The 25,716-nt window shown below is 66.2% G+C and carries 27 protein-coding genes and 1 tRNA gene; 12 read left to right on the plus strand and 16 right to left on the minus strand.

All coding sequences use genetic code 11. From position 1 onward, the window contains the following. Positions 1-13 precede the first annotated feature (13 nt). Genes AC07O3_RS15580 through cyoA form a run of 7 tightly spaced genes read right to left on the minus strand, consistent with a single transcriptional unit; the run spans position 14 to position 6,798 of the window. On the minus strand, positions 14-559 hold the full coding sequence (locus tag AC07O3_RS15580; protein ID WP_093057984.1) for a response regulator transcription factor: 546 nt from the start codon (positions 557-559) through the stop codon (positions 14-16). After that, a complete protein-coding gene (locus tag AC07O3_RS15585; RefSeq protein ID WP_177142428.1) occupies positions 540-1,973 on the minus strand; it encodes an ATP-binding protein in 1,434 nt (477 codons plus the stop codon). The genes AC07O3_RS15580 and AC07O3_RS15585 overlap by 20 nt, the downstream gene beginning before the upstream one ends. After that, positions 1,930-2,727 carry an SURF1 family protein gene (locus tag AC07O3_RS15590; RefSeq protein ID WP_495339751.1) on the minus strand — a complete coding sequence of 266 codons (798 nt, stop codon included), beginning with the start codon at positions 2,725-2,727 and terminating at the stop codon, positions 1,930-1,932. The genes AC07O3_RS15585 and AC07O3_RS15590 overlap by 44 nt, the downstream gene beginning before the upstream one ends. Further along, a complete protein-coding gene (gene cyoD / locus AC07O3_RS15595; RefSeq protein WP_093057982.1) occupies positions 2,727-3,125 on the minus strand; it encodes a cytochrome o ubiquinol oxidase subunit IV in 399 nt (132 codons plus the stop codon). The genes AC07O3_RS15590 and cyoD overlap by 1 nt, the downstream gene beginning before the upstream one ends. Then, complete coding sequence (gene cyoC / locus AC07O3_RS15600) at positions 3,122-3,775, minus strand: cytochrome o ubiquinol oxidase subunit III (protein WP_093057981.1); 654 nt, start codon at positions 3,773-3,775, stop codon at positions 3,122-3,124. The genes cyoD and cyoC overlap by 4 nt, the downstream gene beginning before the upstream one ends. Next, positions 3,768-5,771 carry a cytochrome o ubiquinol oxidase subunit I gene (cyoB, locus tag AC07O3_RS15605; protein ID WP_093057980.1) on the minus strand — a complete coding sequence of 668 codons (2,004 nt, stop codon included), beginning with the start codon at positions 5,769-5,771 and terminating at the stop codon, positions 3,768-3,770. The genes cyoC and cyoB overlap by 8 nt, the downstream gene beginning before the upstream one ends. Before the next feature lies 1 nt (position 5,772). Beyond that, complete coding sequence (cyoA, locus tag AC07O3_RS15610; RefSeq protein ID WP_093077606.1) at positions 5,773-6,798, minus strand: ubiquinol oxidase subunit II; 1,026 nt, start codon at positions 6,796-6,798, stop codon at positions 5,773-5,775. Between the two features lie 179 nt (positions 6,799-6,977). Between cyoA and AC07O3_RS15615 the strand changes: the two genes are divergently transcribed. The 3 genes from AC07O3_RS15615 to AC07O3_RS15625 all read left to right on the plus strand — a co-directional run bounded on the left by AC07O3_RS15615 (position 6,978) and on the right by AC07O3_RS15625 (position 9,404). Continuing rightward, the gene (locus AC07O3_RS15615; protein ID WP_093057978.1) at positions 6,978-8,318 is read left to right on the plus strand and encodes an MFS transporter; all 1,341 of its coding nucleotides are present in this window, start codon (positions 6,978-6,980) and stop codon (positions 8,316-8,318) included. 79 nt (positions 8,319-8,397) lie between these two features. Further along, positions 8,398-9,084 carry an HAD family hydrolase gene (locus AC07O3_RS15620; protein WP_495339752.1) on the plus strand — a complete coding sequence of 229 codons (687 nt, stop codon included), beginning with the start codon at positions 8,398-8,400 and terminating at the stop codon, positions 9,082-9,084. After that, complete coding sequence (locus AC07O3_RS15625) at positions 9,081-9,404, plus strand: hypothetical protein (protein WP_093178640.1); 324 nt, start codon at positions 9,081-9,083, stop codon at positions 9,402-9,404. Before AC07O3_RS15620 ends, AC07O3_RS15625 begins: the two co-directional genes overlap by 4 nt. Here the strand turns inward: AC07O3_RS15625 and AC07O3_RS15630 are convergent. The 5 genes from AC07O3_RS15630 to AC07O3_RS15650 form a co-directional block, all read right to left on the minus strand. After that, positions 9,347-10,348, minus strand: coding sequence for an isopenicillin N synthase family dioxygenase (locus AC07O3_RS15630; RefSeq protein WP_495339753.1), 1,002 nt, complete (start codon positions 10,346-10,348; stop codon positions 9,347-9,349). The two genes, AC07O3_RS15625 and AC07O3_RS15630, sit on opposite strands and share 58 nt — an antisense overlap. Further along, positions 10,345-11,088 carry an amino acid ABC transporter ATP-binding protein gene (locus AC07O3_RS15635; RefSeq protein ID WP_097198262.1) on the minus strand — a complete coding sequence of 248 codons (744 nt, stop codon included), beginning with the start codon at positions 11,086-11,088 and terminating at the stop codon, positions 10,345-10,347. Before AC07O3_RS15635 ends, AC07O3_RS15630 begins: the two co-directional genes overlap by 4 nt. Then, positions 11,085-11,795, minus strand: a complete 711-nt coding sequence (locus tag AC07O3_RS15640; protein WP_081265922.1) for an amino acid ABC transporter permease — start codon at positions 11,793-11,795, stop codon at positions 11,085-11,087. Before AC07O3_RS15640 ends, AC07O3_RS15635 begins: the two co-directional genes overlap by 4 nt. 13 nt (positions 11,796-11,808) lie before the next feature. After that, positions 11,809-12,504, minus strand: coding sequence for an amino acid ABC transporter permease (locus AC07O3_RS15645; RefSeq protein WP_097198263.1), 696 nt, complete (start codon positions 12,502-12,504; stop codon positions 11,809-11,811). Positions 12,505-12,592: 88 nt separating this feature from the next. Beyond that, the gene (locus AC07O3_RS15650) at positions 12,593-13,420 is read right to left on the minus strand and encodes an ABC transporter substrate-binding protein (protein WP_307616205.1); all 828 of its coding nucleotides are present in this window, start codon (positions 13,418-13,420) and stop codon (positions 12,593-12,595) included. Between the two features lie 188 nt (positions 13,421-13,608). Here AC07O3_RS15650 and fabV point away from each other — a divergent pair, with 188 nt between their 5' ends. From fabV to AC07O3_RS15670, 4 genes are all read left to right on the plus strand, one after another. After that, a complete protein-coding gene (gene fabV, locus AC07O3_RS15655; protein ID WP_495339754.1) occupies positions 13,609-14,805 on the plus strand; it encodes an enoyl-ACP reductase FabV in 1,197 nt (398 codons plus the stop codon). A gap of 27 nt (positions 14,806-14,832) precedes the next feature. Continuing rightward, positions 14,833-15,252 carry a group II truncated hemoglobin gene (locus tag AC07O3_RS15660; protein WP_093057971.1) on the plus strand — a complete coding sequence of 140 codons (420 nt, stop codon included), beginning with the start codon at positions 14,833-14,835 and terminating at the stop codon, positions 15,250-15,252. Between the two features lie 39 nt (positions 15,253-15,291). Beyond that, entirely contained in the window at positions 15,292-16,515 is a 1,224-nt protein-coding gene (locus AC07O3_RS15665) for an NAD(P)/FAD-dependent oxidoreductase (protein WP_495339755.1), read from the plus strand. Positions 16,516-16,657: 142 nt separating this feature from the next. Continuing rightward, the gene (locus tag AC07O3_RS15670; protein ID WP_495339878.1) at positions 16,658-18,709 is read left to right on the plus strand and encodes a bifunctional 2',3'-cyclic-nucleotide 2'-phosphodiesterase/3'-nucleotidase; all 2,052 of its coding nucleotides are present in this window, start codon (positions 16,658-16,660) and stop codon (positions 18,707-18,709) included. A gap of 30 nt (positions 18,710-18,739) precedes the next feature. On the opposite strand, the gene AC07O3_RS15675 is transcribed toward AC07O3_RS15670, so the two are convergent. Beyond that, positions 18,740-19,396: a Smr/MutS family protein gene (locus AC07O3_RS15675; RefSeq protein ID WP_093057969.1), complete on the minus strand. Its 657-nt coding sequence runs from the start codon at positions 19,394-19,396 to the stop codon at positions 18,740-18,742. Continuing rightward, positions 19,396-20,073, minus strand: a complete 678-nt coding sequence (radC, locus tag AC07O3_RS15680; RefSeq protein ID WP_495339756.1) for a RadC family protein — start codon at positions 20,071-20,073, stop codon at positions 19,396-19,398. The genes AC07O3_RS15675 and radC overlap by 1 nt, the downstream gene beginning before the upstream one ends. Positions 20,074-20,183: 110 nt before the next feature. On the opposite strand from radC, the gene AC07O3_RS15685 reads away from it, so the two are divergent. The 3 genes from AC07O3_RS15685 to AC07O3_RS15695 are packed head-to-tail and all read left to right on the plus strand — an operon-like array spanning position 20,184 to position 22,554. Continuing rightward, positions 20,184-20,627, plus strand: a complete 444-nt coding sequence (locus AC07O3_RS15685) for an FKBP-type peptidyl-prolyl cis-trans isomerase (protein ID WP_093057967.1) — start codon at positions 20,184-20,186, stop codon at positions 20,625-20,627. Continuing rightward, the gene (gene ispH, locus AC07O3_RS15690; RefSeq protein WP_093077340.1) at positions 20,624-21,592 is read left to right on the plus strand and encodes a 4-hydroxy-3-methylbut-2-enyl diphosphate reductase; all 969 of its coding nucleotides are present in this window, start codon (positions 20,624-20,626) and stop codon (positions 21,590-21,592) included. Before AC07O3_RS15685 ends, ispH begins: the two co-directional genes overlap by 4 nt. Continuing rightward, a complete protein-coding gene (locus AC07O3_RS15695; protein WP_093077338.1) occupies positions 21,589-22,554 on the plus strand; it encodes a threonine/serine dehydratase in 966 nt (321 codons plus the stop codon). The genes ispH and AC07O3_RS15695 overlap by 4 nt, the downstream gene beginning before the upstream one ends. A gap of 7 nt (positions 22,555-22,561) precedes the next feature. On the opposite strand, the gene AC07O3_RS15700 is transcribed toward AC07O3_RS15695, so the two are convergent. Then, positions 22,562-22,963, minus strand: a complete 402-nt coding sequence (locus AC07O3_RS15700; protein WP_097198271.1) for a VOC family protein — start codon at positions 22,961-22,963, stop codon at positions 22,562-22,564. Between the two features lie 57 nt (positions 22,964-23,020). Here AC07O3_RS15700 and serS point away from each other — a divergent pair, with 57 nt between their 5' ends. After that, a complete protein-coding gene (serS, locus tag AC07O3_RS15705; protein ID WP_495339757.1) occupies positions 23,021-24,352 on the plus strand; it encodes a serine--tRNA ligase in 1,332 nt (443 codons plus the stop codon). Positions 24,353-24,411: 59 nt separating this feature from the next. Next, positions 24,412-24,501: transfer RNA gene (locus AC07O3_RS15710), tRNA-Ser, on the plus strand. A 121-nt stretch (positions 24,502-24,622) separates the two neighbouring features. Here AC07O3_RS15710 and AC07O3_RS15715 read toward each other — a convergent pair. After that, a complete protein-coding gene (locus AC07O3_RS15715) occupies positions 24,623-25,672 on the minus strand; it encodes a porin (RefSeq protein ID WP_495339758.1) in 1,050 nt (349 codons plus the stop codon). Positions 25,673-25,716: the final 44 nt, after the last annotated feature.

Consider the following 25,716-nt stretch of genomic DNA (forward strand, 5'->3'; position numbering starts at 1 on the left):
ATGTAGTGGTTGCCTACTTGACCTGCTGCTTGCCCAGCTTGCGCGCCAGCGTACGCCGGTGCATGCCGAGCCTGCGCGCGGTCTCCGAGATGTTGAAGCCGGTTTCGGCCAGCGTCTCGTGGATGCGCTCCCATTCGAGCGTCTTGATCGAGGTCGAGCGGTTGGTCAGCTCGACCTCCGTGGTGCCGGCGGCGCGGCCGAAGGCGGCCTCGATGTCGTCGGTGTTCGACGGCTTGGCCAGGTAGTGGCAGGCGCCGAGCTTGATGGCTTCCACGGCGGTGGCGATGCTGGCGAAGCCCGTCAGCACCACGATCAGCATCTTGGGGTTGTGCCGGTGCAGCATCTGCACGGCGGCCAGGCCCGAGGCCTCGCCGTTGAGCTTCAGGTCGACCACCGCGTAGCCGGGCGAGGCGGTGGCCAGCAGGGCGTCGACTTCCGCGAGGTTGCCTGCCTGCGTGACGGCATAGCCGCGGCGCTCGAAGGAGCGGCCGAGCGCGCGCGCGAAGGCATCGTCGTCCTCGACGATCAGCAACTGGCGCTCAGCTTCGGTTTCGGTCATTGCCTTCCACTTCGATGGTCTCGCCGTCGAGGACCTTTTCGTCGTCCTCTTCCGCCTCTTCTTCCAGCACGATGGCCGCGAGCGGCAGCGTGATCTTCACGATGGCGCCGCCCTCGGGCCGGTTGGCCGCCGCGACGCGGCCGCCGACAGTGCGCGCCACGTTCACGACCAGGAACAGCCCGAGCCCACCGCCGGGGCGGCCCTTGCTCGACTGATAGGGTTTGCCGAACTCCTTCAGGATGGCCGGCAGGAAGCCGGGGCCTGCGTCCGTGACCGTGATCGTCAGCGCGTCGGCGTCGTGCGCCGCCTCAAGGCGCAGCCAGTGCGGCGACGCCTCCAGCGCATTGTCGAGCACGTTGCAGATCATCTGCTTGAGGGCCGAGTCGGAGACCATGGGCAGGTCCCGGCCAAAGCGGTTGTCGTACTCGAAGTCTTCCACGGGGCGGGTGGTGCGCCACTCTTCGATCAGGTCGTCGAGGAAGGTGCTGACCGTGGTTTCTTCCGACGATTCGCCGCGCGCCTCGCCGGCCGACAGCAGGATGCCGCTCACGATGCTCTTGCAGCGCTGGATCTGCAGCTCCATCTCGGCCACCTCGGTCAGCAGCTCGGGGTCGGAGCTGAAATGCGGCAGCCGGCGCCAGTCGCCCAGGATCACCGCCAGCGTGGCCAGCGGCGTGCCCAGCTCGTGCGCCGCGCCCGAAGCCAGCAGGCCCATGCGCACGATGTGTTCTTCTTCCGAGGCGCGCTGGCGCAGGTCGGCCAGCCGGGCGTCGCGCGCGCGCAGGTTGCGGCCGATGCGGGTGATGAAGATCACGAGCAGCGCCGCGTTCAGCGCGAAGCACACCAGCATGCCCTGGATGTAGGGGCTCCACAGGCCGCGGTTGTGGTCCAGCGGCAGCGCGAGCGGACGCGAGAACAGCGCCAGCCCGGCGAAGCAGATGCTGGTGATGACCACGATGGTCCAGGTCGACCAGGGCTTCAGCAGCACCGCGCCGAGCGTCACCTGCAGCAGGAACAAAAACACGAAGGGGTTGGTCGCGCCGCCGCTCAGGTAGAGCTGCGCCGTGAGCGTGGCCACGTCGACCAGCAGCGCGAGGAACAGTTCGCCGTTGGTCACGCGCCGGTGGCTGCGCGAACGCAGCAGGCTCACCATGTTGAAGAGCGCGAGGCAGGTCAGCACCTGCAGCATGTGGTCCAGCGGCAACCGGATCGCGAAGCCGTAGTGCACCACCAGGATGGTGACGACCTGCCCGACCACGGCGAACCAGCGCAGCTGGATCAGCTGCTGCATGTTCTGGTGGCCGGTGGCGTTGTCGAGGCTCGCGACGCCGGCGCGGGGGGCGTGCAGTTCGCCCGCGACCGCGGCGGTGTCAGTCGTCGCGGCGAGCATCTTGGGCGGGGCGGGCTTCGGCATGGGCCGCATTTTCGTCGCTGCGCCGCACGAACCAGGCCGCGACCAGCACCATCAGGGCGAGGCCGTACCACGTAAGGGCATAAACCAGGTGGCTGTTGGGAAAGGCGATGACCGTGAGGCCGGCGGCGGGCCATGCGGGGGTGTCGATGGTGGCCGTGGCTTGCGCGGGTGCGGCCTCGGCATCGACGAAGTAGGGCGCGACGTCGTTCAGGCCGCGCGCCGCGGCAATGGCCTGCACGTCGCGCGAGAACCAGCGATCGGCGGCCGCGTCGTTCTTGCGCAGGAAGCCGCCCTTGGGCTCGGTGAGGCGCAGCAGGCCGGCCACGGTGGTCTCGCCCTGCGGCTCTGGCGCGGTGCGGGCCGGGCGTTCGCGTGCTTCAGGCGGCACGAACCCGCGATTGACGAGCACCACGGTGCCGTCCGCGCTGCGCAGCGGGGTCAGCACCCAGAAGCCGGCGCCGAGCTTGGTGCTGGCTTGCACCAGCGTCTCTTTGTCGTGGAGAAAAGTGCCGGCAAGGCGGACATGCCGATATTCATCGTTGGCCGCGTTGACCGTGGGCCATTCGGTTCGCCCGGGCGCCGCGGCAGCCGGGGCATGCACGCGCTGTTCGACGCGGGCGATGAGATCGAGCTTCCAGGCCCTGCGCTCGACCTGCCAGGTGCCGAGCGCGAAGAAGCCGGCAAAGGCGAGGGCTGCGCCGACCGCCAGCGCCACCCGCGCGGCGGTGGAACGCTGGCGGACCGCTGCCGCCATCAGGGCATGTTCTTCATGTCGTGCATCGAGGCCGGCATCATGTTGGTGTTCATGTGGTACATGACCCACAGCGAACCGGCCAGCGTGATGACCACGAGCACGAGCGTGAAGATCAGCGCCAGCATGTTCCAGCCGCCTTCGGACTTGGCGTCCATGTGCAGGAAGTACACCATGTGCACCACGATCTGCACCACGGCGAAGGCCAGGATGACGAGGGCGGTGGTGTTGGGCTTGTCGAAGACCTTGGCCATCACGAGCCAGAACGGAATGGCGGTGAGGATCACGGCCAGCACGAAGCCGGTCATGTAGCCCTTGAAGGTGCTGTGGCTCACAGGGCCATCGTCGTGGCTGTCATGGCCATGTGCGCCGTGGCCGGCGGTTTCGGTGTGCGCGCTCATTGCAGCGATCCCATCAGATACACGAAGGTGAAGACGCCGATCCAGACCACGTCCAGAAAGTGCCAGAACATCGACAGGCACATCAGGCGGCGGCGGTTGGCGGCGGTGAAGCCGTGCTTGGGCAGCTGGATCATCAGCACGATGAGCCAGACGATGCCGAAGGTCACGTGCAGGCCGTGGGTGCCCACCAGTGCGAAGAACGACGACAGGAAGGCGCTGCGCTGCGGGCCCGCGCCTTCGTGGATCAGGTGCGCGAACTCGTACAGCTCCAGGCCGATGAAGCCCGCGCCCAGCAGGCCGGTGATGGCCAGCCAGACCAGCACGGCGCCCATGCGGCGCTTCTGCATCTCGAGCACGGCAAAGCCGTACGTGATGGACGACAGCAGCAGCAGCGAGGTGTTGATTGCCACCAGCGGCAGGTCGAACAGGTCGGCGCCCGAGGGGCCGGCCGCGTAGCTGCGGCCCAGCACGCCGTACACCGCGAACAGGCACGCGAAGATGAGGCAGTCGCTCATCAGGTAGAGCCAGAAGCCCAGCAGCGTGCCGTTCTCGGGGTGGTGGTCTTCGTTGCGGACGTTGAAGACCTCGAACGCGGGCGCGTTCGACGCTTGGCCGGCGCTGCCGGCGGAAAGAGCGGTGGTGTTAGACATGGGCAGCTAGCAGGCGCGTGCGCGCGTCTTCGGTGCTGACGACTTCTTCCGTGGGGATGTGATAGTCGCGCTTGTAGTTGAACGTGTGGATGATCACTGCGGCGAGCATGGCGACGAAGCCGATGCCGGCCACGAGCCACATCTGCCAGATCATTGCGAAGCCGCCCACCGCGGCCAGCGCCGCGATGATGAAGCCGGCGGCCGTGTTCTTGGGCATGTGGATCGGGCTGAAGCCTTCCAGCGGACGCTGGTAGCCGCGGGCCTTCATGTCGGACCAGGCGTCGTTGTCATGCACGCGCGGCGTGAACGCGAAGTTGTAGGCCGGCGGGGGCGACGAGGTCGACCATTCGAGCGTGCGGCCGTTCCACGGGTCGCCCGTGGTGTCGCGCAGCGATTCGCGGCGAATGAAGCTCACCACCAGCTGGATGATGAACGAGGCAATGCCCAGCGCGATCAGCACGGCGCCGAAGGCGGCAACCTGGAACCAGATCTGCAGCGACATGTCCTGGAAGTGGTTCATGCGGCGGGTGACGCCCATCAGGCCCAGGATGTACAGCGGCATGAAGGCGAACCAGAAGCCGACGATCCAGAACCAGAACGAGCACTTGCCCCAGAACGGGTCGAGCTTGTAGCCGAAGGCCTTCGGGAACCAGTAGGTGATGCCCGCCAGCATGCCGAACAGCACGCCGCCGATGATCACGTTGTGGAAGTGGGCGATCAGGAAGAGGCTGTTGTGCAGCACGAAGTCGGCCGGGGGAACGGCCAGCAGCACGCCGGTCATGCCGCCGATCACGAAGGTGATCATGAAGCCGATGGTCCACATCATGGGCAGCTCGAAACGGATGCGGCCGCGGTACATGGTGAAGAGCCAGTTGAAGATCTTCGCGCCCGTCGGGATCGAGATGATCATCGTCGTGATGCCGAAGAACGAGTTCACGCTGGCACCGGAGCCCATGGTGAAGAAGTGGTGCAGCCAGACGAGGTACGACAGGATGGTGATCACGACCGTGGCGTACACCATCGAGGCGTAGCCGAAGAGGCGCTTGCCGGAGAAGGTGGAGACCACTTCCGAGAAGATGCCGAAGGCCGGCAGGATCAGGATGTACACCTCGGGGTGGCCCCAGATCCAGATCAGGTTCACGTACATCATGGCGTTGCCGCCGAGGTCGTTCGTGAAGAAGTTGGTGCCGACGTAGCGGTCGAGCGACAGCAGGGCCAGCACGGCGGTCAGCACCGGGAAGGCTGCAACGATCAGAACGTTGGTGCAGAGCGCGGTCCAGGTGAACACGGGCATCTTCATCATCGTCATGCCGGGCGCGCGCATCTTCACGATGGTCGCCAGCAGGTTCACGCCGGATAGCAATGTGCCCACCCCCGCTATCTGCAATGACCATATGTAGTAGTCGACCCCCACGTCGGGGCTGAAGAGAATGCCCGACAGCGGCGGGTAGGCCAGCCAGCCGGTCTTGGCGAATTCACCGACGAACAGCGACGCCATCACGAGGCCGGCGCCGAAGGTGGTCATCCAGAAGCTGAAGTTGTTCAGGAACGGGAAGGCCACGTCGCGCGCGCCGATCTGCAGCGGCACCACGAAGTTCATGAGGCCCGTGACCAGCGGCATCGCCACGAAGAAGATCATGATCACGCCGTGGGCGGTGAAGACTTGGTCGTAGTGGTGCGGCGGAAGGAAGCCGGCGTTATCGCCGAAGGCCATCGCCTGCTGGGCCCGCATCATCAGCGCGTCGGCGAAGCCGCGCAGCAGCATCACCAGGCCCAGGATGATGTACATGATGCCGATCTTCTTGTGGTCGATGCTGGTGATCCAGTCGCGCCACAGCATGCCCCACAGCTTGAAGTAGGTCAGTGCGCCGAGGACGGCGATGCCGCCCAGCACCACGCCCGCAAAGGTCGCGAGCAGGATCGGTTCGTGGAAGGGAATCGCCTCCCATGAGAGGCGGCCGAAGACGAGCTTCGTCAGGTCTAGGTTCTGCAACATCTTATTCTTCGGTGGTGCACATCGCGGTGACGTACTTGCGCTTGGGCGTGTCGAGTGAATCGACCTGCCAGGCTTGCTTGGTGGCAACGTTGAAGGCGCCGGGCTTGCCCATGCCGCCGTCGGCGTCGATGGCCATCATTTCCTTCATGCACATCTTGTTGCGGTCCACGCACAGGTTGAGGATGGCGTCGTACAGGGCAGGGTCCACGGCGGCGTAGTGGCGCACGGGCTCGCGCTCGCTGGGCACTTCAAGCTTCTTGTAGAGATCGCGCGTGAGTTCGCCGTCCTTGCCGGCCTTGACCTTCTGGACCCACTGGTCGAAGTCGCCGTTGCTGAGGCCGTGGAACTTGAAGCGCATGCCCGAGAAGCCGGCGCCGCTGTAGTTGGCGGAGAAGCCTTCGAACTCGCCCGGCTTGTTGATCACCGCGTGCAGCTTGGTTTCCATGCCCGGCATGGCGTAGATCTGGCCGGCCAGCGCGGGGATGAAGAACGAGTTCATTACCGAAGAAGCCGTGATCTTGAAGCTGATCGGGCGGTCCACCGGGGCGGCCAGCTCGTTCACCGTGGCGATGCCCTGCTCGGGGTAGATGAAGAGCCACTTCCAGTCGAGTGCCACCACTTCGACCACCAGCGGCTTGGTTTCGGCCGGAATCGCGCGCTGGGCGTCGAGGCGGCGCAGCGGCTGGTAGGGGTCGAGCGTGTGGGTGCTGATCCAGGTGATGGCGCCCAGCGCGATGATGATGAGCAGCGGCGCCGCCCAGATCGCCAGTTCGAGCTGGGTCGAGTGGTCCCAGTCGGGGCTGTAGGTGGCCTCTTTGTTGGATTGGCGATAGCGCCAGGCAAAGAAGATGGTCAGGGCGATCACCGGGATGATGATGATCAGCATCAGCACGGTGGAGACGACGATGAGGCGTCCCTGCTGATTGGCGATGTCGCCGGATGGGTTCATCAGCACCGTGTTGCAGCCCGCCAGGAGCATGGCGGAAAGCAACAGGAGTGATCGGCGAAGGTTCTTGAGGATGTGCATGCCGAAGGAAAAGAGGTGCAGGGGCGACGCAAAAAGACCCCACAATCTACGCCTGAAGACGGGTTTCGCCTATTGGACGTTTTGTCCTATGGCGGTAAATGTGATTCGGTGCGACGCTCTGGGATCTCCATGGTCTTATGGTGTCGCGCCCCGGCGTGACACCTGAATTACAGCAAGCAATGACGACGTCCAGCATCAGTCCGCAAGGCGCACAGCCGCTGCCGAACTCGCCCGAGCACGGCGGCGCCCGGCAGGGCGACGACCACTCGCACATCGCCCCCGGCGAGATCGCGGTCGGCGTGATCATCGGCCGCGCCTCCGAATATTTCGACTTCTTCGTCTACGGCATCGCCTCGGTGCTGGTGTTCCCGGCGGTCTTCTTTCCGTTCGAGCAGCACCTCGAGGGCGTTCTCTATTCGTTCCTGATCTTTTCCTTCGCCTTCATCGCGCGTCCGTTCGGAACTGTCATCTCGATGGTCATCCAGCGACGATTCGGGCGAGAGGCCAAGCTCACGTCGGCACTTTTCGTGCTGGGCACCTCCACCGCCGGCATCGCCTTCCTGCCGGGCTATGCGAGCCTGGGCTTCACGGCGATCGTGCTGCTGTCGGTGTTCCGTTTCGGCCAAGGCCTGGCGCTGGGCGCTTCCTGGGACGGCCTGCCGTCGCTGCTTGCACTGAATGCCCCGGCCAACCGCCGCGGCTGGTACGCCATGCTGGGCCAGCTGGGTGCGCCCATCGGCTTCTTCATTGCCAGCGCGCTGTTCGCTTACCTGTATTCGAGCCTGCCGTCCGAGGACTTCCTCGACTGGGGCTGGCGCTACAGCTTCTACGTGGCCTTCGCGATCAACGTGGTGGCGCTGTTCGCCCGCCTGCGCCTGGTGGCCACCGACGAATACTCGCGCCTGCTCGAAGAGCGTGAACTGGAGCCCACCAGCGTGAGCGAACTGGTTCGCTCTCAGGGCGCCAACCTGCTGATCGGCGCCTTCGCCGCGCTGGCCAGCTATGCGCTGTTCCACCTGATCACGGTGTTCCCGCTGTCGTGGATCACGCTGTATTCCGACCAGTCGGTCACCGAATTCCTGATCGTGCAGATGATCGGCGCGGTGCTCGGCGCCGCCGGCATCGTGGCCTCGGGCCTGCTGGCTGACCGCATCGGCCGACGCTTCACGCTGGGCGGCCTGGCTGCCGTGATCGCGGCTTTCAGTGGTTTCGCCCCCACGCTGCTCGATGGCGGCCGCGTCGGGCAGGACATCTTCATCCTGCTGGGCTTCGTGATCCTGGGCCTGTCGTACGGCCAGGCGGCCGGCGCCGTGACCTCGAACTTCGCACCCAAGTACCGCTACGTTGGCGCGGCACTCACGGCCGACCTGGCCTGGCTGATCGGTGCGGCGTTCGCGCCACTGGTTGCCCTCGGCCTGTCGGCCCACTTCGGTCTGGCCTACGTCAGCATCTACCTGCTGTCGGGTGCCATCGCCACGCTGGGCGCGCTGGGGCTGAACCGGGCACTGGCGCGGGACTGACGACTTGCACAAGGCAGCCAACTGCCGCCGTTTCTTTCAAAAGGGGCCGTTTCGGCCCCTTTTTCATTAGGATGCCCCGATGTTCGCCGCCGCAATCTTCGACATGGACGGGCTGCTGATCGATTCGGAGCGGCCCATCATGGCCGCCTGGATCGAGGCCGCCCGCACGCTCGACATCGAGCTTTCGCACAGCCAGTACCTGCAGGTCGTCGGGCTGGCCATGACCGAGTCCGAACACATCCTCGCGTCGCTGCTGGGCGGTGCGGATGCCTACAACCACGCCGTGGCTCATGTCCGCCAGCGCCTGCAGCTGGAGCGCTCTGACGGTGCGCCCCTGTTTCCCATCAAGCCCGGCGCGGCCGAATTCCTGAGCGCGCTGCGCGAACGCGGCACGCGCTGCGCCGTGGCCTCGTCATCGACCAGCGGGCAGATCCAGGCCTGCCTTGGCAGCCTGGGCGTGCTGCACCATTTCTCGGCTTTTGCGGGCGGCGACGAGGTTGCGCGCGCCAAGCCCGATCCGGCGCTCTACCTGCTCGCGGCCGAACGGCTGGGCGTGGACCCGGCGGAATGCATCGCCTTCGAGGACAGCGAGAACGGCGCCAAGGCGGCGCTCGCGGCGGGCATGCGTGTCGTGGTCGTGCCCGACCTCAAGCACCCGCCCGCATCCATCATCGAGCGGGCCTTCCATGTGCTCGAGTCGCTGCACGAAGCGGTGCCGCACCTGCCGCGCTGGTTTCCCGCCGAGGCAGCAGCAAGGCCCTCATGATCAAGATCGGCACGCTCTGCCATGTGGTCGACAGCTGCCTGGCGTCGCCCTTCACGGAGCGTGCGGTGGGCCGGATCGTTGAAGTGGTCTCGCCGCCCTACGAGGCGCCGAGCGAGCGCTACCTGCCCGGCACGTACTACGACGTGCTGTTCGAGGGCTGGACCTTTTATTGCCGCAGCGACAAGCTCGTACCCATTTCCGACCCCGATGCCGAGATCGAACGCTGGGAAGACGCCTTCCTCGACGAGCCTTCGCCAGCCGTTCAGAGCACTTCGTCGCGCAACTGCGGGAACACCTTCGACACCTTCGCGAGCAGGTAGTCGCCATAGCGCCCGCTGAAGGCGTGCACGTTGGCGCGGTCCCAGCGCTCGGCGCTGTCGTCGCGCGCCTCGGCGCCTGCGAGGCCTTCGATGCGCTGCACGCGCGCCTCGAAGTTCGGATCGAAGAACAGCGGAAACGACAGCCGGTCGCGCCCCGAAGTGTTGCGCTTCACCCGGTGCGGCGTCGACTTGTAGAGCCCGCCGGTCATGCGGTCGAGCATGTCGCCGATGTTGCAGACGAACGAACCCGCCACGGGCGGCGCGTCGATCCAGCCACCTGGCGTGTGCACCGCGAGGCCGCCGATCTGGTCCTGGTGCAGGATCGTGAGCAGCCCGTAGTCGGTGTGCTCGCCCACGCCCCACTGCACGTCGAGGCCTTCGGGCACGGCCTGCGTCGGATAGTTGAAGAGGCGGAACAGGATCAGCGGGTCGGCCGTGTAGCGTTCGGCGAAGTAGTCCGCGTCCAGGCCGAGGCTCAGCGCGATGCCTTCCATCAGCCGGTGACCCAGCTGCGTGACAGCCGCCATGTAGTCGAGGATGGTCTCGCGAAAGCCCGGCACGTCGGGAAACAGGTTTGGCCCGTGCACTGGCGTTTTCGCCTGCACCAGTGGGTGCGTGGCGGGCAGTTCGGTGCCGAGGTAGAGGCCTTCCTTCCAGTCGGGCCGGCCCGAGGTCAGCTCGCCGCCGAGCGGGAAGAAGCCGCGCCAGGCGCGTCCGCCGAGGGCCATGCGCCACTGCATCTTGGTTTCTTCGGGCAGCTCGAAGAAGCGGTGGCTCAGCTCTTCGAGCCGCTTCACCAGCGCCGCATCGACGCCGTGGCCCGTCACGTAGAAGAAGCCGTGGGCGCGGCAGGCGGCGCCGATCTGCGCGGCGACGGCGTCGCGCCCGGGTGTGCCGGCAACGAGCGGCGCGACGTCGATGAGGGGGAGGGTGGTGTCGGTCATGCGTCTCTCGCGAAAGGCGATCGGATGTCGGACAGGAACTGCTGCGCACGCGGATGCTGTGGCCGGTTGAAGAAGTCGTCCGGCGTGGCGCGCTCCAGCACCTTGCCTTCGTCCATGAACAGCACGCGGTCGGCCACCTCGCGCGCGAAGCCCATTTCGTGCGTCACGCAGACCATCGTCATGCCGTCGCGTGTCAGGTCGCGCATCACCAGCAGTACCTCGCCGACCATTTCGGGGTCGAGCGCGCTGGTGGGCTCGTCGAACAGCATCAGCGGCGGCTGCATCGCGAGCGCGCGTGCAATTGCCACGCGCTGCTGCTGGCCGCCCGACAGTTCGCTTGGCCATGCGTTGGCCTTGTTCGACAGGCCCACGCGATGCAGCAGCGCCATCGCGCGCTCATCGGCCTCCTTGCGCGTGAGGCCGCGCAGCTGCATCGGCGCCATCGTGCAGTTCTGCAACACCGTGAGATGCGGGAACAGGTTGAACTGCTGAAAGACAAAGCCGATGCGCGAGCGGAAGGCGTTCACGTCCAGGCCCGGCGCATGGATGTCCTGCCCGTCGACGACGATGCGGCCCGATTGAATGGGCTCCAGCCGGTTGAAGGTGCGGATCAGCGTCGACTTACCCGAGCCCGAGGGTCCGCACACCACGACGACTTCGCCCTTGTGGATGGTCTCGCTGATGTCGACCAGCGCGTGGTAGCTGCCGTACCACTTGTTGACTTTTTCGAGTTCGATCATGCGGACACCTTGGCGGTGGCTGTAGAGATGCCGCGGCGCGCGAGCCGGCGTTCCAGCCAGTAGGCGAAGCGAGACAGGCCGAAGCAGAGAATGAAATACGTCCCGCCCAATATCAGGTAGATCTGCGCGGGCTTGGTGAACACCTGCGTGTTGATCTGCGTCGCGATGAACGACACCTCGGCCAGCCCGATGATGTAGCCCAGCGAGGTTTCCTTGATGGTCGAGACGAACTGGTTCACCAGCGAGGGCAGCATGCTGCGCAGCGCCTGTGGGAGCACCACGAGCCGCATCGCGCGGCCATAGCCCAGGCCCAGTGCGCGGGCCGTTTCCATCTGCCCGCGCGGCAGGCCCTGGATGCCGGCGCGCACGATCTCGGCGAGGTAGGCGGCATCGAACACCACGAGCGCGATCAGCATGGTGGTGAACTGGTCGGTCTTCACGCCCGTGACGCTGGGCAGGAAGAAGTAGGCCCAGAAGATCACCATCAGCAGCGGCAGCCCGCGCACCACGAACACGAAGCCCGTGACCGGCCAGCGCAGCCAGCGCCACGGGCTCACGCGCGCCAGCCCGAGCACGATGCCCAGCGGCAGTGCGAGCACCAGCCCGCAGGAGGCCAGCAGCAGCGTGAGCACCAGCCCGCCGAGCGGGCCGTTGGGGTACTGCCCGATGAGGAAGTAGACCCAGTAGTCGTTGATGATCTGCAACATCGCGTTGGCGCCCTCAGATGGTCCGCACCGGGTAACGGTGGTGGTACCAGGTCGCCAGCCCGGTGATGGCCAGCGACACCGTCAGGTACGCCGCGCTCGCGAACGCAAAAGACTCGAAGCTGCGGAAGGTCGCGCTCTCGACCTGGCCCGCCTGGTACATCAGCTCGGCCACGCCGATCACTGTGGCGATGGAGGTGTTCTTCCAGAGGCTCAGCGTCTGCGAAATGAGCGGCGGAATGGTCACGCGCAGCGCCTGCGGCAGCACCACGCGGCGCATGGTGGCCAGGTAGCTGAAGCCCATTGCGCGGCCGGCTTCGAACTGCACCGAAGGAATCGCGCGGATGCCGCTGCGGATGTCTTCCGCCATGAAGGCCGCCGTGTACAGCGCCAGCGCAATCACCGCGCTGTAGGCCTCGATATGCCCCGCGTAGAGCCATTGCTTGATGCCCTCGGGCAGCAGCTCGGGTGCGCCGAAGTACCAGAACAGCATGTGCGCGAGCAGCGGGATGTTGCGGATCGACTCCACGTACGCAAAGCCGAGCCAGCGCAGCGGCGCGAAGGGCGACAGCCGCAGGAGCGCCACCACCAGTGCGATGGGCAGCGCCAGCACCAGCGCGGCCGCGAGCAGCTGCAGCGACAGCAGCAGGCCCGCGATGAGCATGTCGTGGTACTTGCCGGTCAGCAGCAAGGAATAGTCGAACAGGGGCATGGGGGGCGACAGTATCACCGCCGCGAAGGGCCGGGGCCGCGTGCCCCCATCCCGGCCTTCCCCCGGCGGGGGAAGGAGAAACGCGGGCTCAGTCGATCTTGTCGGAGTCGAGCTTGAAGTCGCGCGTCTGGAAGCCAGAAGCCGTCGTCGGGCCGTACCACTTGATGAAGATCTTCTGCGCTTCGCCCGACTTCTCGAGCTCGCGCAGCGTGTCGTCCACCACGGCCTTCAGGCCGGTCTCGCCCTTCTTGATGCCGATGGCCAGCGCCTCGGTGCTCAGGTTCTGCTTGAGCACCACGTACTGCGCCTTCTGCGGGCCCAACTTGGCGTAGCTGCGCAGCAGCGCGGCCTCGTCGTCCACATAGCCCACGCCCTTGCCCTGCTGCAGCGCCTGGAAGGCCTGCTGGCTCGTGTCGAAGGTCACGACCTCGACGTTGGGCACGGCCTTGCGGATGTTGGGCTCCTGCGTGCCACCGCGGATGGTCAGCACCTTCTTGCCTGCGAGCTGCGGCACTTCGCTGATGCCGCTGTCTTTCTTCACGATGGCCTTCTGGCCGGTGACGAAGGTGGTGAGAGAGAAGTCGATCTGCGCCTCGCGCTCCTTATTGTGCGTGAGGCCGGCTGCCACCAGGTCAACGTGGCCCTGCTGCAGCTCCGGAATGCGCGCGGCCACAGCGATCTGCTTGAGCACCGGCTTCACGCCGATCTTCTTGGCGATGGCGTTCACCAGGTCGACTTCGTAGCCGACGATCTGACGCGTCTTCGGATCGACGAAGGTCGCGGGCTCGTCGGTGCCGAGCACGCCGACGACCAGTTCGCCCTTTTTCTTGATGTCGGCCAGCTGGTCGGCGTGGGCGACGGTGCCGAGCAGGAAGGTGGAAGCGGCGACGGCCGCGGCGAGCAGGGTGTGGCGCATAGGTTGTCTCTCTCCTAAAGGAAATTCAGGGTCGAACCATATCAATAAAACCCCTGATTATTAAATCGTCAATCGACATATGCATATGGACAAGCTGAAGGCGGTTATTACGGCCTGGGTTAAATTCGCGGCGCCAAAAACGCGCTCCCGCCGTTTTCTTCCCGCATCTCTCATCCAGCGAGATCCTCATGATCATCAAACCCCGCGTGCGCGGCTTCATCTGCGTCACGACCCATCCCACCGGCTGTGAAGCCAACGTCAGGCAGCAGATCGACTACGTCAAGGCCCAGGGGCCCATTGCGGGCGGCCCGAAGAAGGTGCTGGTGATCGGCGCATCGACCGGCTACGGCCTGGCCGCGCGCATCACCGCCGCTTTCGGCAGCGGTGCCGACACGCTCGGCGCGTTCTTCGAACGCCCGGGCAGCGAAACCAAGCCCGGCTCGCCCGGCTGGTACAACACCGCCGCTTTCCATCGCGCCGCGACAGCCGAAGGCCACTACGCGAAGAGCATCAACGGCGATGGCTTCTCCGACGCGGTGAAGCAGCAGGTCATCGACACCATCCGCGCCGACCTCGGCCAGGTCGACCTCGTCGTCTACAGCCTGGCAGCGCCGCGACGCACGCATCCGAAGACCGGCCAGGTCTTCAACTCGGTGCTCAAGCCCATCGGCAAGTCGGTGAACCTGCGCGGCCTCGACACCGACAGCGGGGCCGTGAAGGAAACGGTGCTCGAACCCGCGACGCAGGAAGAAATCGACAACACCGTGGCCGTGATGGGCGGTGAAGACTGGCAGATGTGGATCGACGCGCTGCAGCAGGCCGGCGTGCTGGCCGACGGTGCGAAGACCACGGCGTTTACCTACCTGGGCGAGCAGATCACGCACGACATCTACTGGAACGGCTCCATCGGCGCCGCCAAGAAGGACTTGGACCAGAAGGTGCTGGGCATCCGCGCGCAGCTGGCCGCCAAGGGCGGCGATGCGCGCGTGTCGGTGCTGAAGGCGGTCGTCACGCAGGCCAGCTCGGCCATTCCGATGATGCCGCTGTACCTGTCGCTGCTGTTCAAGGTGATGAAGGCGCAGGGCACGCATGAGGGCTGCATCGAGCAGGTGCACGGGCTCTTTGCCGAAAGCCTCTACGGCAGCACACCGCACATCGACGAGGACGGCCGCCTGCGCGCGGACTACAAGGAACTGGCGCCGCAGGTGCAGGCTCGCGTGCTGGAGCTCTGGCCGCAGGTGACCGGCGACAACCTCGACGAGCTCACCGATTTCGCCGGCTACAAGACCGAGTTCCTGCGCCTCTTCGGCTTCTCGGTGGAGGGCGTGGACTACGAGGCCGACGTGAACCCCGACGTGGCCATTCCCGGCCTCGTGCAGCTCTAGCAAGCGCCCGGAGGGATACTCCAGCCCATGCAGATTCAAGAAAAGCCGCCCGCCGGCACGCCGTTCGACTGGATCGGCGGCGAACCGAAGGTAGAGGCGCTGGTCGAGCGCTTCTACGACCTGATGGACCTCGAGCCCGCCTATGCGCAGTTGCGCGCCGTCCACGGCACCAGCCTCGACAACGCGCGCCAGCGCCTGTTCTGGTTCCTGTGCGGCTGGCTCGGCGGCCCGCAGCACTACACCGACCGTTTCGGCCATCCGATGCTGCGGGCGCGCCACCTGCCGCAGAGCATCGGCGGCCACACCATCGGCATCAAGGAGCGCGACCAGTGGCTGGCCTGCATGGACCAGGCCATGGGCGAGACGGGCGTGCCGGAAGACTTGCGCGAGCGCCTGCGCGACTCCTTCTTCAAGACCGCCGACTGGATGCGCAACCGCGGCGAGTGACTGACCGATCACACAACGATTTCGAAAGACACTTCTCTCATGAATTCCATCGTCATCATCGGCGGCGGCCATGCCGCGGCCCAGCTCTGCGCCGGCCTTGCCGAAGCAGGGCAGGGCGCGCGCGTGCACTTGGTCTGCGAAGAGGCCTGCGAGCCGTATCACCGCCCGCCGCTGTCCAAGGCCTTTCTCAAGAGCGCGGAAGAAACCACGCAGCCGCACAAGGCCGCCGACTGGTACCGCGAAGCGGGTATCACGCTGCACCTGGGCGATGCCGCCGTTGCCATCGACCGCGAGGCGCACACCGTCACTCTGCGTTCGGGCGCGATCCTGCCGTGGCAGCAACTGGTGCTGGCCACCGGCACCCGCGCGCGCCAGATGCCGGATCTGAAGCCGGGCCTGGAAAACGTCGCGAGCCTGCGCGCGGCCGACGAAGCGCATCGCCTGCGCACGCGGCTCGCGGCGGCCGAACATGTGACGGTGCTCGGCGGCGGCTTCATCGGGCTCGAAGTGGCGGCCACTGCCAAGGCGCTCGGCAAGTCGGTGCAGGTGATCGAGAGCGCGCCGCGGCTGCTGGGGCGCGCGGTGTCGCCCGAGCTGTCGGCGCACGTGCTCGCCACGCACCGCGCGGCCGGCATCGACATCGTGCTCGGCGCGCAGACCGGCGCGTTCGAAGTCGAAGGCGACCGGCTGGTGTCGGTGCAGGTCAACGGCGTGAAGCAGCCTGTCGACCTGCTGCTGCTCGGCATCGGCGCAGTGCCCGAGACCGCGCTCGCGCAAGCGGCCGGCATCGAATGCGCGGACGGCATCGTGGTCGACGGCCACATGCAGACCAGCGCGGCCGACGTGCTCGCGGTGGGCGACTGCACGCGCTTCCCAGACCGCCGCGCGGGTCGCGCGCTGCGGCTCGAATCCGTGCAGAACGCCAACGACCAGGCGCGCACCGCAGTGGCCACGCTGACCGGCGCGGCGCGCGCGCACGACGCGGTCGCGTGGTTCTGGTCCGACCAGGGCGGCATGCGCCTGCAGATGGTCGGCCTGATGCCGGCCGAAGGCACGCCGGGCCTGAGCAGCGTGCGCCGCGCGGGGCCGAAGCCCGATGCGTTCTCGCTGTTCCATTACGTCGACGGGCAGCTCGTGTGCGTGGAGTCGGTGAATGCGCCGGTCGATCACATGATGAGCCGCAAGCTGCTCGAAGCGGGGCGCAGCCCCGATGCGGCGGCAGTGGCGGATGCGTCGGTACCACTAAAGAATCACCTGTCGTGAACCTGTCGTAAGAGTGCCGCAGGTCAGGCCCGGTTCACTGGCCTGTCACTCGGCTTTCAGAGACTGGTCTTCCTCTAATTTGCAGGGAGACCTCTCGATGAAGAACGATGCAGCGGCCACGTCGCTTTCGCGTTTTGTCCCCATGACCACCTGTGCCGCCGTCCTGGCCGCCGCGCTCACCGCCTGTGGCGGCGGCAACGTCGTCATTCCGCCGGTGACGTCGAACCCCACGCCCACCACGCCCGCACCGGTGGCCAAGGGCACGCGCACCACGGTGGCCCTGCTCGAAACCACCGACCTGCACTTCAACGTGCTGAGCTTCGACTACTTCAAGGTTGCCGAAGACAAGTCGTACGGCTACGAGCGCGCGTCCACGCTGATCAACGCGGCGCGCAAGGAGTTCGCCAACACGATGCTGTTCGACAGCGGCGACACCATCCAGGGCACGGCGCTGGCCGACTATGAGGCGCTGATCAACCGCATTCCGTGCACGCAGCCGCTGTCGATGTACAAGGCGATGAACGCCACGGGCTTCGATGCCGGCACGCTCGGCAACCACGAGTTCAACTACGGCCTGGAGTTTCTCAATCAGGCAATCGGCGGCGGGCTCGATGTCGATGGCGTGGACGCCACCAAGAAGTGCGTCGGGCCGAGCTTTCCGCTGGTGCTGGCGAACGTGCAGAGCGTGAAGACCGGCAAGCCGCTGCTCGCGCCGTACGTCATCCTGAACAAGCAGTTCACCGCGACCGGGCCCGACGGCAAGAGCGTTACGGTGCCGCTGAAGGTTGGCGTGATCGGCTTCACCACGCCCGGCATCATGAACTGGGACAAGCGCTACCTCGAAGGCAAGCTGCGCACTGAGGGCACGGTGGAAGCGGCAACCCGGTACATCCCCGAACTGCGCGCCAAGGGCGCCGACATCGTGGTCGCGCTGCAGCACGGCGGGATCGACGGATCGGCCTACTCGCCGACGATGGAGAACTCGGCCCTGTACCTCGCTAAGGTGCCGGGCATCGACGCGCTGATGATGGGCCACCAGCACGCCGTTTTCCCCGACCGCAGCGCCAAGCCCGGCTTCACGCAGGCTGGCGTGGACAACACGGCCGGCACCGTCAACGGTGTGCCGGCGGTGATGGCTTCGTCGTGGGGCAAGTCGCTGGGCCTCATCAAGCTGGAGCTGGAGTACGACGGCAAGGCCTGGAGCGTGGACAAGAGCAAGACCGTGGTCGACGCGCGCTCCACGCAGACAGGCAAGGACAGCGCCAACAAGGCCGTGTACGTCGATGCCGACCCTGCGATCGCTCCGCTGGTCGATACGCAGCACAAGGCCGCGATCACCTACGTGAAGACGCCTATCGGCAGTACCGACTTCCGCATGAACACCTTCTTCGCGGACGTGGGCGACCCGGGTGCGATCCAGATCGTGAACCAGGCGCAGGCCGACTACGTGAAGGCCTACATCCAGGCCAACCTGTCGCAGTACGCGAGCCTGCCGGTGCTGTCGGTGAGCGCGCCCTTCAAGTCGGGCTACGAAGGCGGTCGCGACTACACCGACGTGGCCGTGGGCAACCTGGCGATCTTCAATGCGGCCGACCTGTACCTGTACCCGAACACGGTGTATGCGGTGAAGGTGACGGGCGCGGAAATCAAGAGCTGGCTCGAAGCAGCGGCCAAGCGCTTCAACAAGATCAGCCTGACGGCCACGGCCGACCAGCAGCTCATCAGCACCTTTCCGGGCTACAACTTCGACATGTTCACCACGCCCGACGTGCAGTACGAGATCGACGTGACGCAGGACGTGGGCAGCAGGATCAAGAACCTGACGTACCTGGGCGCTGCGATCGACCCGGCGAAGGAGTTCGTCATCGCGACGAACAACTACCGTGCGACGAGCGGTGCGAGCTTCATCCCCGCGCTGGACGGGCGCGCGACGATCTATGCATCGCCGGATGCGAACCGCGACGTGTTGATCGACTACATCAAGGCCAAGAAGACCATCACGCGTGCAACCAACGGTGCGGCGCGCAGCTGGCGTTTCACGCAAGTGACGACGGCGGGGAATGTGGTGTTCACGTCGGGGCAGGGCCAACTGAGCGCTGCGACGGATGCCGGATTGACGAACATCTCGCTGCTGACGGCCGATGACGGCAGCGGCAAGGGCCGCTCGGTCTACAAGCTCGATCTGAGCCAGTAAGGCAAAAGAGAAACCGGCGTCCCGTGCGGCTCAGCGCCGCGCGGGCGCCAGCAGCACGACGAGGGCGCCGGCCCCGCCTTCAGCAGGCTTGGCCTGTACGAAGGCGATCACTTCGTTCTTCTGGATCAGCCAGCGCTGGGTCTTGGTCTTCAGCACCGGCTGCTTGCCCGGCGAACCCAGCCCCTTGCCGTGCACCACGCGCACGCAGCGCAACCCTTGCTTGTAGGCCGTGCGGATGAAGCCGCCGAGCGCCTCCCGCGCCTCGTCGCTGCGCAGCCCGTGCAGGTCGACCTGCGCCTGGATCGCCCAGTCGCCCTTGCGCAGCCGCGCCGTCACATCGGTGCCGATGCCGGGGCGGCGGAAGCTCATGGCGTCGTCCACATCGAGCAGCGTGGTCACGTCGAACTCGTCGGAGAGCGACTCGCGCAGCACGCGCTGCTCGTCGAGCTGGTGCTGCACAGGGATGGGCGCGGGCGGCTCCGGTGCGAGCGGCACGGCGGCTTTGCGGCGCAATGGTTCGGTGGCGCCGATGGCCCGGGCGAACAGGTCTTTCTCGGCGGCGCGCTTGCGTTCTGCCGCTGCCTTGGCGGCCGCCTCGGCGGCTTCGCGCTCGCGGGTTTCGGCGAGCGCGCGCTGCACCTGCTTGAGGTCGGCGAGGTTCTTGAGCGAGGGAGCGCGCGAGCCCATCAGAGCAGCCCTCTCTCGGCCATCGAAAAACTCTGCCCGGGGCTCACGATGATGTGGTCGAGCACCCGCACGTCCACCAGCGCCAGGGCGGCTCGCAGCGTTTGCGTGAGCGACTCGTCGGCACGCGAGGGCTCGATGTTGCCGCTCGGGTGGTTGTGCGCCAGCACCACGGCTGCGGCCTGGTGGTGGATGGTGCGCGTGACGACCTCGCGCGGGTAGACGCTGGTCTGCGTGAGCGTGCCGCGGAACATTTCTTCCAGCGCGATCATGCGGTGCTGCACGTCGAGGAAAACCACCGCGAAAACTTCGTAGGAGCAGGAGCCGATGTGCAACTGCAGGTATTGCTTCACTGCGCCGGGCGAGTCGAACACCGTGCGCTCCTTGAGCCTTTCGCCCATGGCACGGCGTGCCAGTTCGAGCACGGCGATCAGCTCGGAGCGCTTGGCGCTGCCGCCCATGCCCTTGACGGCCTTGAGGTCTTCGGCGCCGGTGTGCAGCAACCCCGAGAGCCCGCCGAAGCGCTCGAGCAGTTGCTGTGCCAGCTGCAGCACGTTCTTGCCCGCAACTCCGGTGCGCAGCAGCAGGGCCAGCAGCTCGGCATCGGCCAGCGCGGACGCTCCCCGCGAGATGAGTTTTTCGCGGGGACGGGCGTCTAGGGGGAGATCCTTGAATGACATGAAACCCTGGGGGTGAAACCTTGGCGGAGCCGGGTGGAAGCCCCGGTCCTTAAAATGAGGCCCAGTTTATCGGGACACCCACCTTGTCTTTGCCCACCTCCGCTGCCCCCATGTCCCAAGTCGTGACTTCCGGCTCCTTTCTGACCCTGCATTACCGGCTGGCCGGCCCGGCGGGCGACATCATCAATACTTTCGCCGACAAACCCGCGACCCTGTCTCTCGGCACCGGCGAGCTTTCTCCTGCCATGGAGCAGCGCCTGATGGGCCTGGAAGAGGGCACGCACGCCACCTTCGAGCTGCCCGCCGGCGAGGCTTTCGGCGACCGCAACCCCGACATGCAGCAGTGGGTGGCCAGGAAGCTGCTCGCGCAGATGGGCGACCCCGACGAGCAGTACGCCGTTGGCGACGTCGTGCAGTTCCCCACGCCCGACGGCACCGGCAGCTACGCCGGCGCGGTGATCGAGTCGAACGAGACCGGTGTGCGCTTCGACTTCAATCATCCGCTGGCCGGCCAGCCCGTCACTTTCGAAGTGAAGCTGATCGGGGTGCTATGAACTCCGAGATCTCAGAAGTCATCCTGGCCGAGCCGCGCGGCTTCTGCGCGGGTGTCGACCGCGCCATCGAGATCGTCGAGCGCGCCATCGCCAAGTTCGGCGCGCCGATCTACGTGCGCCACGAGATCGTGCACAACACCTATGTGGTGAACGAGCTCAAGGCCAAGGGCGCGATCTTCATCGAGGAACTGTCCGACGTGCCTCCCGGCGCCACGCTGGTGTTCAGCGCGCACGGCGTGAGCAAGGCCGTGGAGCAGGAGGCGCGCGACCGCGGCTTCGAGATCTTCGACGCCACCTGCCCGCTGGTGACCAAGGTGCACGTCGAGGTGGCCAAGCTCGCGAAAGAGGGCTACGAGTTCATCATGATCGGCCACAAGGGGCACCCTGAGGTCGAAGGTACGATGGGCCAGCTGTCGAGCGGCATCCACCTTGTAGAGGACGTGGGTGACGTGGCGAAGGTCTCGCCAACGCAGACCTCCAGGCTGGCGGTAGTCACCCAGACCACGCTGAGCGTGGACGACGCCGCCGAGATCGCCGCCGCGGTGCGCGCGCGCTTTCCCGAGGTGCGTGAGCCCAAGCAGCAGGACATCTGCTACGCCACCCAGAACCGCCAGGACGCGGTGAAGATCATGAGCCCGCAGGTCGACCTCGTGATCGTGGTCGGCAGCCCCACCAGCTCCAACAGCAACCGGCTGCGCGAACTGGCGCAGCGGCTGGGCACCCAGAGCTACATGGTCGATTCGGCCGAAGAGCTGAAACCCGAGTGGTTCGAGGGCAAGACGCGCATCGGCCTCACGGCTGGCGCCTCGGCCCCCGAAGTGCTGGTGCGCGAGGTGATCGACCGCGTGCGCGCGTTCGGCGCGGTGTCGGTCCGCAAGATGGACGGCATCGAGGAAACCATCAAGTTTCCGCTCCCCAAGGGCCTCAAGCTCGACGACATTCCGCCTCCAGGACACATCTCTTGAACGATACGAAAACAACCGACTGGCGCTCTGAAATAGACAGCGCCGCCCGAAGGCTGAGCGAACGCGCCGGCCACTTCCTGCGCGAAACCCCGCTGTGGAAGCTGCCGGCAAGCGCCTTCGGCATTGAGGTGCCGGGCGCGGAGATCTGGCTCAAGCTCGAGCACATGCAGGTCAGCGGCAGCTTCAAGGCGCGCGGCATGATGAACCGGCTGCTGGCCAACGACATTCCGCAAAGCGGCGTGGTCGTGGCCTCGGGTGGCAATGCGGGCATTGCCACGGCTGCCGCTGCGCGCGCGCTGGGTGTGCCTTGCCAGGTGTTCCTGCCCGGCGTGTCGCCCGAAGCCAAGCGCGCGCGCCTGCGTGCGCTGGGGGCCGAAGTGGTCGTGGTCGGCGAGCTGTACCCCGATGCGCTGGCCGCCTGCCTGACGCGCCAGAAGGAATCCGGCGCCTTGCTCACGCACGCCTACGACCAGCCCGAAGTGGTGGCCGGCGCGGGCACGCTGGGCCGCGAGATCGAGCAGCAGGGCGGTCTGCCCGATTCGGTGCTCGTGAGCGTGGGCGGTGGCGGCCTGATCGGCGGCCTTGCCGGCTGGTTCGAGAAGCGCGCCCGCGTGGTGGCGCTCGAACCCGAGAAAGCGCCCACGCTGTTCCGTGCCCGCGAAGCCGGCGAGCCGGTCGACGTGGAAGTGGGCGGCATCGCGGCCGATTCGCTCGGCGCACGCCGCATCGGTGCCATTTCCTGGGAGATCACGCAGCAGCAGGTGCAAGACGCGCTGCTGCTGTCCGACGAATCCATCCGCGCAGCCCAGCAGTGGCTCTGGAAAGAGCTGAAGCTGGCGGTGGAGCCGGCCGCCGCGCTGCCGCTCGCTGCACTACAGACCGGCGCCTACGTGCCGCGCGAAGGCGAGAAGGTGTGCCTGATCGTCTGCGGGGCGAACGTCGATCCTGCGACGGTTGCCTGATCGGTTCTTACTTCTCGCAGTTCACCATCCAGGCGACGCCAAATTTGTCGGTGAGCATGCCGAAGCCCGTGGCCCAGAACTGCGGGCCGTAAGGCATCGTCACTTTGCCGCCTTCGGCCAGCGCGTCGAACAGCTTCTTGCCTTCGTCGACGTTGTCGGCTTGCACCGATAGAGAGAAGCCCTTGTAGCCCTCGAAAGGCCACTCGGGTGGCGCATCGGAGGCCATCAGCTTGTGGCCGCGGGCCTCGAGCGTGGCGTGCATGATCTTGTCCTTGTAGGAGGCCGGCGTCTGGGCCCCCGCCGGGCTTTCGCCGAAGGTCATGCTGAAGACGACCTTGCCGTCCAGCGCCTTGGCATAGAACGCGAGCGCTTCGGCGGCATTGCCGTTGAATGTCAGATAGGCTTCCATCGTTTTTCCCTTCGAGGTGGGTGGGACCGCGATGCTACGCCCACCTAAAATCACCCCATGCTTGACATCACCCTGCTCCGCAAAGACCTGGCCTCCGCTGTGGCTGGCCTCGAAAAACGCAAGAAGAACCAGCCGTACCTCGACGTGTCGGCGTTCACCGCGCTCGAGGCCGAACGCAAGACGCTGCAAACCCGCACCGAGGAAATCCAGGCGCGCCGCAACACGCTGAACAAGCAGATCGGCCCGCTCAAGGCCAAGGGCGAGTCGGTCGATGCGCTGATGGCCGAGGTCAATGCGCTGAAGGCCGAGCAAGAGTCGCAATCGAAGCGCCTCGAAGAAATCCAGCCCGAATTGCACTCGCTGCTGCTCGCCGTGCCCAACCTGCCGCACGCCAGCGTGCCGGTCGGCGAGGACGAGACAGGCAACGTCGAAATGCGCCGCTGGAGCCCGCAAGGCGGCGCCGGCGCCAATGCCACGTCGCTGGCCTTCGCGCCGAAGGACCACGTCGACCTGGGCGCGCCGCTGGGCCTCGACTTCGAAATGGGCGCCAAGCTCGCGGGTTCGCGCTTCACCGTCATGAAGGGCCCGATCGCCCGCCTGCACCGCGCGCTCGCGCAGTTCATGCTCGACATCCAGACCGAGAAGCACGGCTACAGCGAGTGCTACGTGCCCTACATCGTCAACGCTGCCACGCTCAGCGGCACCGGCCAGCTGCCCAAGTTCGAAGGCGACCTGTTCGCCGCGAAGAAGGGCGGCCAGGACGGCGAACCCGCGCCCGACCATTCGGCGCTGTACCTCATTCCCACCAGCGAAGTGCCGCTGACCAACTTCGTGCGCGACGAGGTGGTGGCCGAGTCGCAACTGCCGATCAAGCTGACGGCCCACACGCCGTGCTTCCGCTCCGAGGCCGGCAGCGCGGGCCGCGACACGCGCGGCATGATCCGCCAGCACCAGTTCGACAAGGTCGAAATGGTGCAGATCGTGCACCCCGAGAAGAGCTACGACGCGCTCGAACAGATGACCGGCCATGCCGAAGCCGTGCTGCAGGCGCTGGAGCTGCCGTACCGCGTCGTGCTGCTGTGCACCGGGGACATGGGCTTTGGCTCCACCAAGACCTACGACCTTGAAGTCTGGCTGCCGGCGCAGGACACCTACCGCGAGATCAGCTCCGTCTCGAACTGCGAGGCCTTCCAGGCGCGCCGCCTGCAAGCACGTTTCAAGAACGCGCAGGGCAAGAACGAGCTCGTGCACACGCTCAACGGCTCCGGCCTCGCTGTGGGCCGCACGCTGGTGGCCGTGCTGGAAAACCACCAGAACGAGGACGGCTCGATCAACGTGCCTGCGGCGTTGCGTCCGTACCTCGGCGGGCTTGAAGTTCTGCGCGGTTGATCGCAGGGAGCTTCAAAAGCCCAATTTTTGTCTGCTATAATCGCAGGCTCGACAGCACCGGAGAGGTGGCAGAGTGGTCGAATGTACCTGACTCGAAATCAGGCGTACTAGCGATAGTACCGAGGGTTCGAATCCCTCCCTCTCCTCCAAATACGCTTGCAAGCGGTTGATTGCTGAAAGCCTTCTGGCCTTTCATTCTTCTGCTGGCAAAGCCACTATCAAAAGCCGCAGTGATTTTTCACTGCGGCTTTTTTCTTGCAGCTGACCCGATCAGAAGTTGTGCGAAATGCCCAACTGCAGCCCGCGCGCTGCGCGTCCCGGCGTGCTGGCCGGCGCCGAGTCGGCAACGGTGTAGGCCGCATTGCCGCGGTTGCGGACGAGCGAGTAGGTGCCGTACAGCGCGGTGCGCTTGCTGAGGTAGTGCACGTAGCCGACGGCATATTGCGTCGCGTCGTCGCTGTCGATGCCCGGTCCGGAGCGGTTGGAGCGTGCCACCGAGGCCTTGATCACGCCCGGGCCGACCGGCACGCTCAGGCCCAGCATCACGTTGACCTGCTTGTCGCCCTCGGTCTTTTGCCGGTAGTAGTTCGCGTAGAGCTTTGCCAGCCCGAAGTCGTAAGTGCCGCCCAGGCTCGCCACGCTGTAGTCGTTGGGGCCGACCGGTGTCACGCCGTAGGCAGCCGCGACATCGACCGTGCCGTTGGTCCAGCCCAGCCGCCCGCCGCGGTAGCGGGCGCCGTCCTCGCCTTCGGGCAGGGCGTACATCGCCTGGCCGTAGAAGCCGCCCAGGTTTTTGGGCAGGAAGTAGCCCACGGAGTTGTTGGCCCGCGCCAGCGTGCGCGCGCCGCCGAGGCCGAAGGGCCAGCCTTCGACGATGTTGGCCGAGCCGCCGACGCCCACGGTGCCGAAGGGCGAGAACTGCGAGATGTTCCAGAACGTGGGCGTGTAGTCGCGCCCGAGCCGCAGCTCGCCGACGCTGTTGTGCGACAGGCTCACCGTCGAGCGCCGGTGAAAGCCGACGCCCTGGACCTCGCCCGTGTCGGGCAGCAGCGCCATCTCCAGCCAGAAGCTCGCGGCCAGCCCGCCGCCCAGGTCTTCCGTGCCGCGAAAGCCGAGCCGGCTGGGGAAGATGTTGCCTCCCTGGTCCATCGACTTGACGGAGCGCCCGTCGCTCTTCGTGTACGTGAGGTTCATGTCCAGCGTACCGAAGAGCTGGACGCTCGATTGAGCTGTCGCGCCAGCGCTGGCGGCGATGCAGAGCGCGCCCGCAATGGTGTGCGGCAGCCGGCGGCGAAAGGGTGGGGTGGTTGTTGTCTTCATGCGTGTCTCCTCGTTGTAGAAATGGCGTGCGGAAATGGCGTGGG

This window comes from Variovorax sp. GW821-FHT09D05 (genome assembly GCF_059416325.1).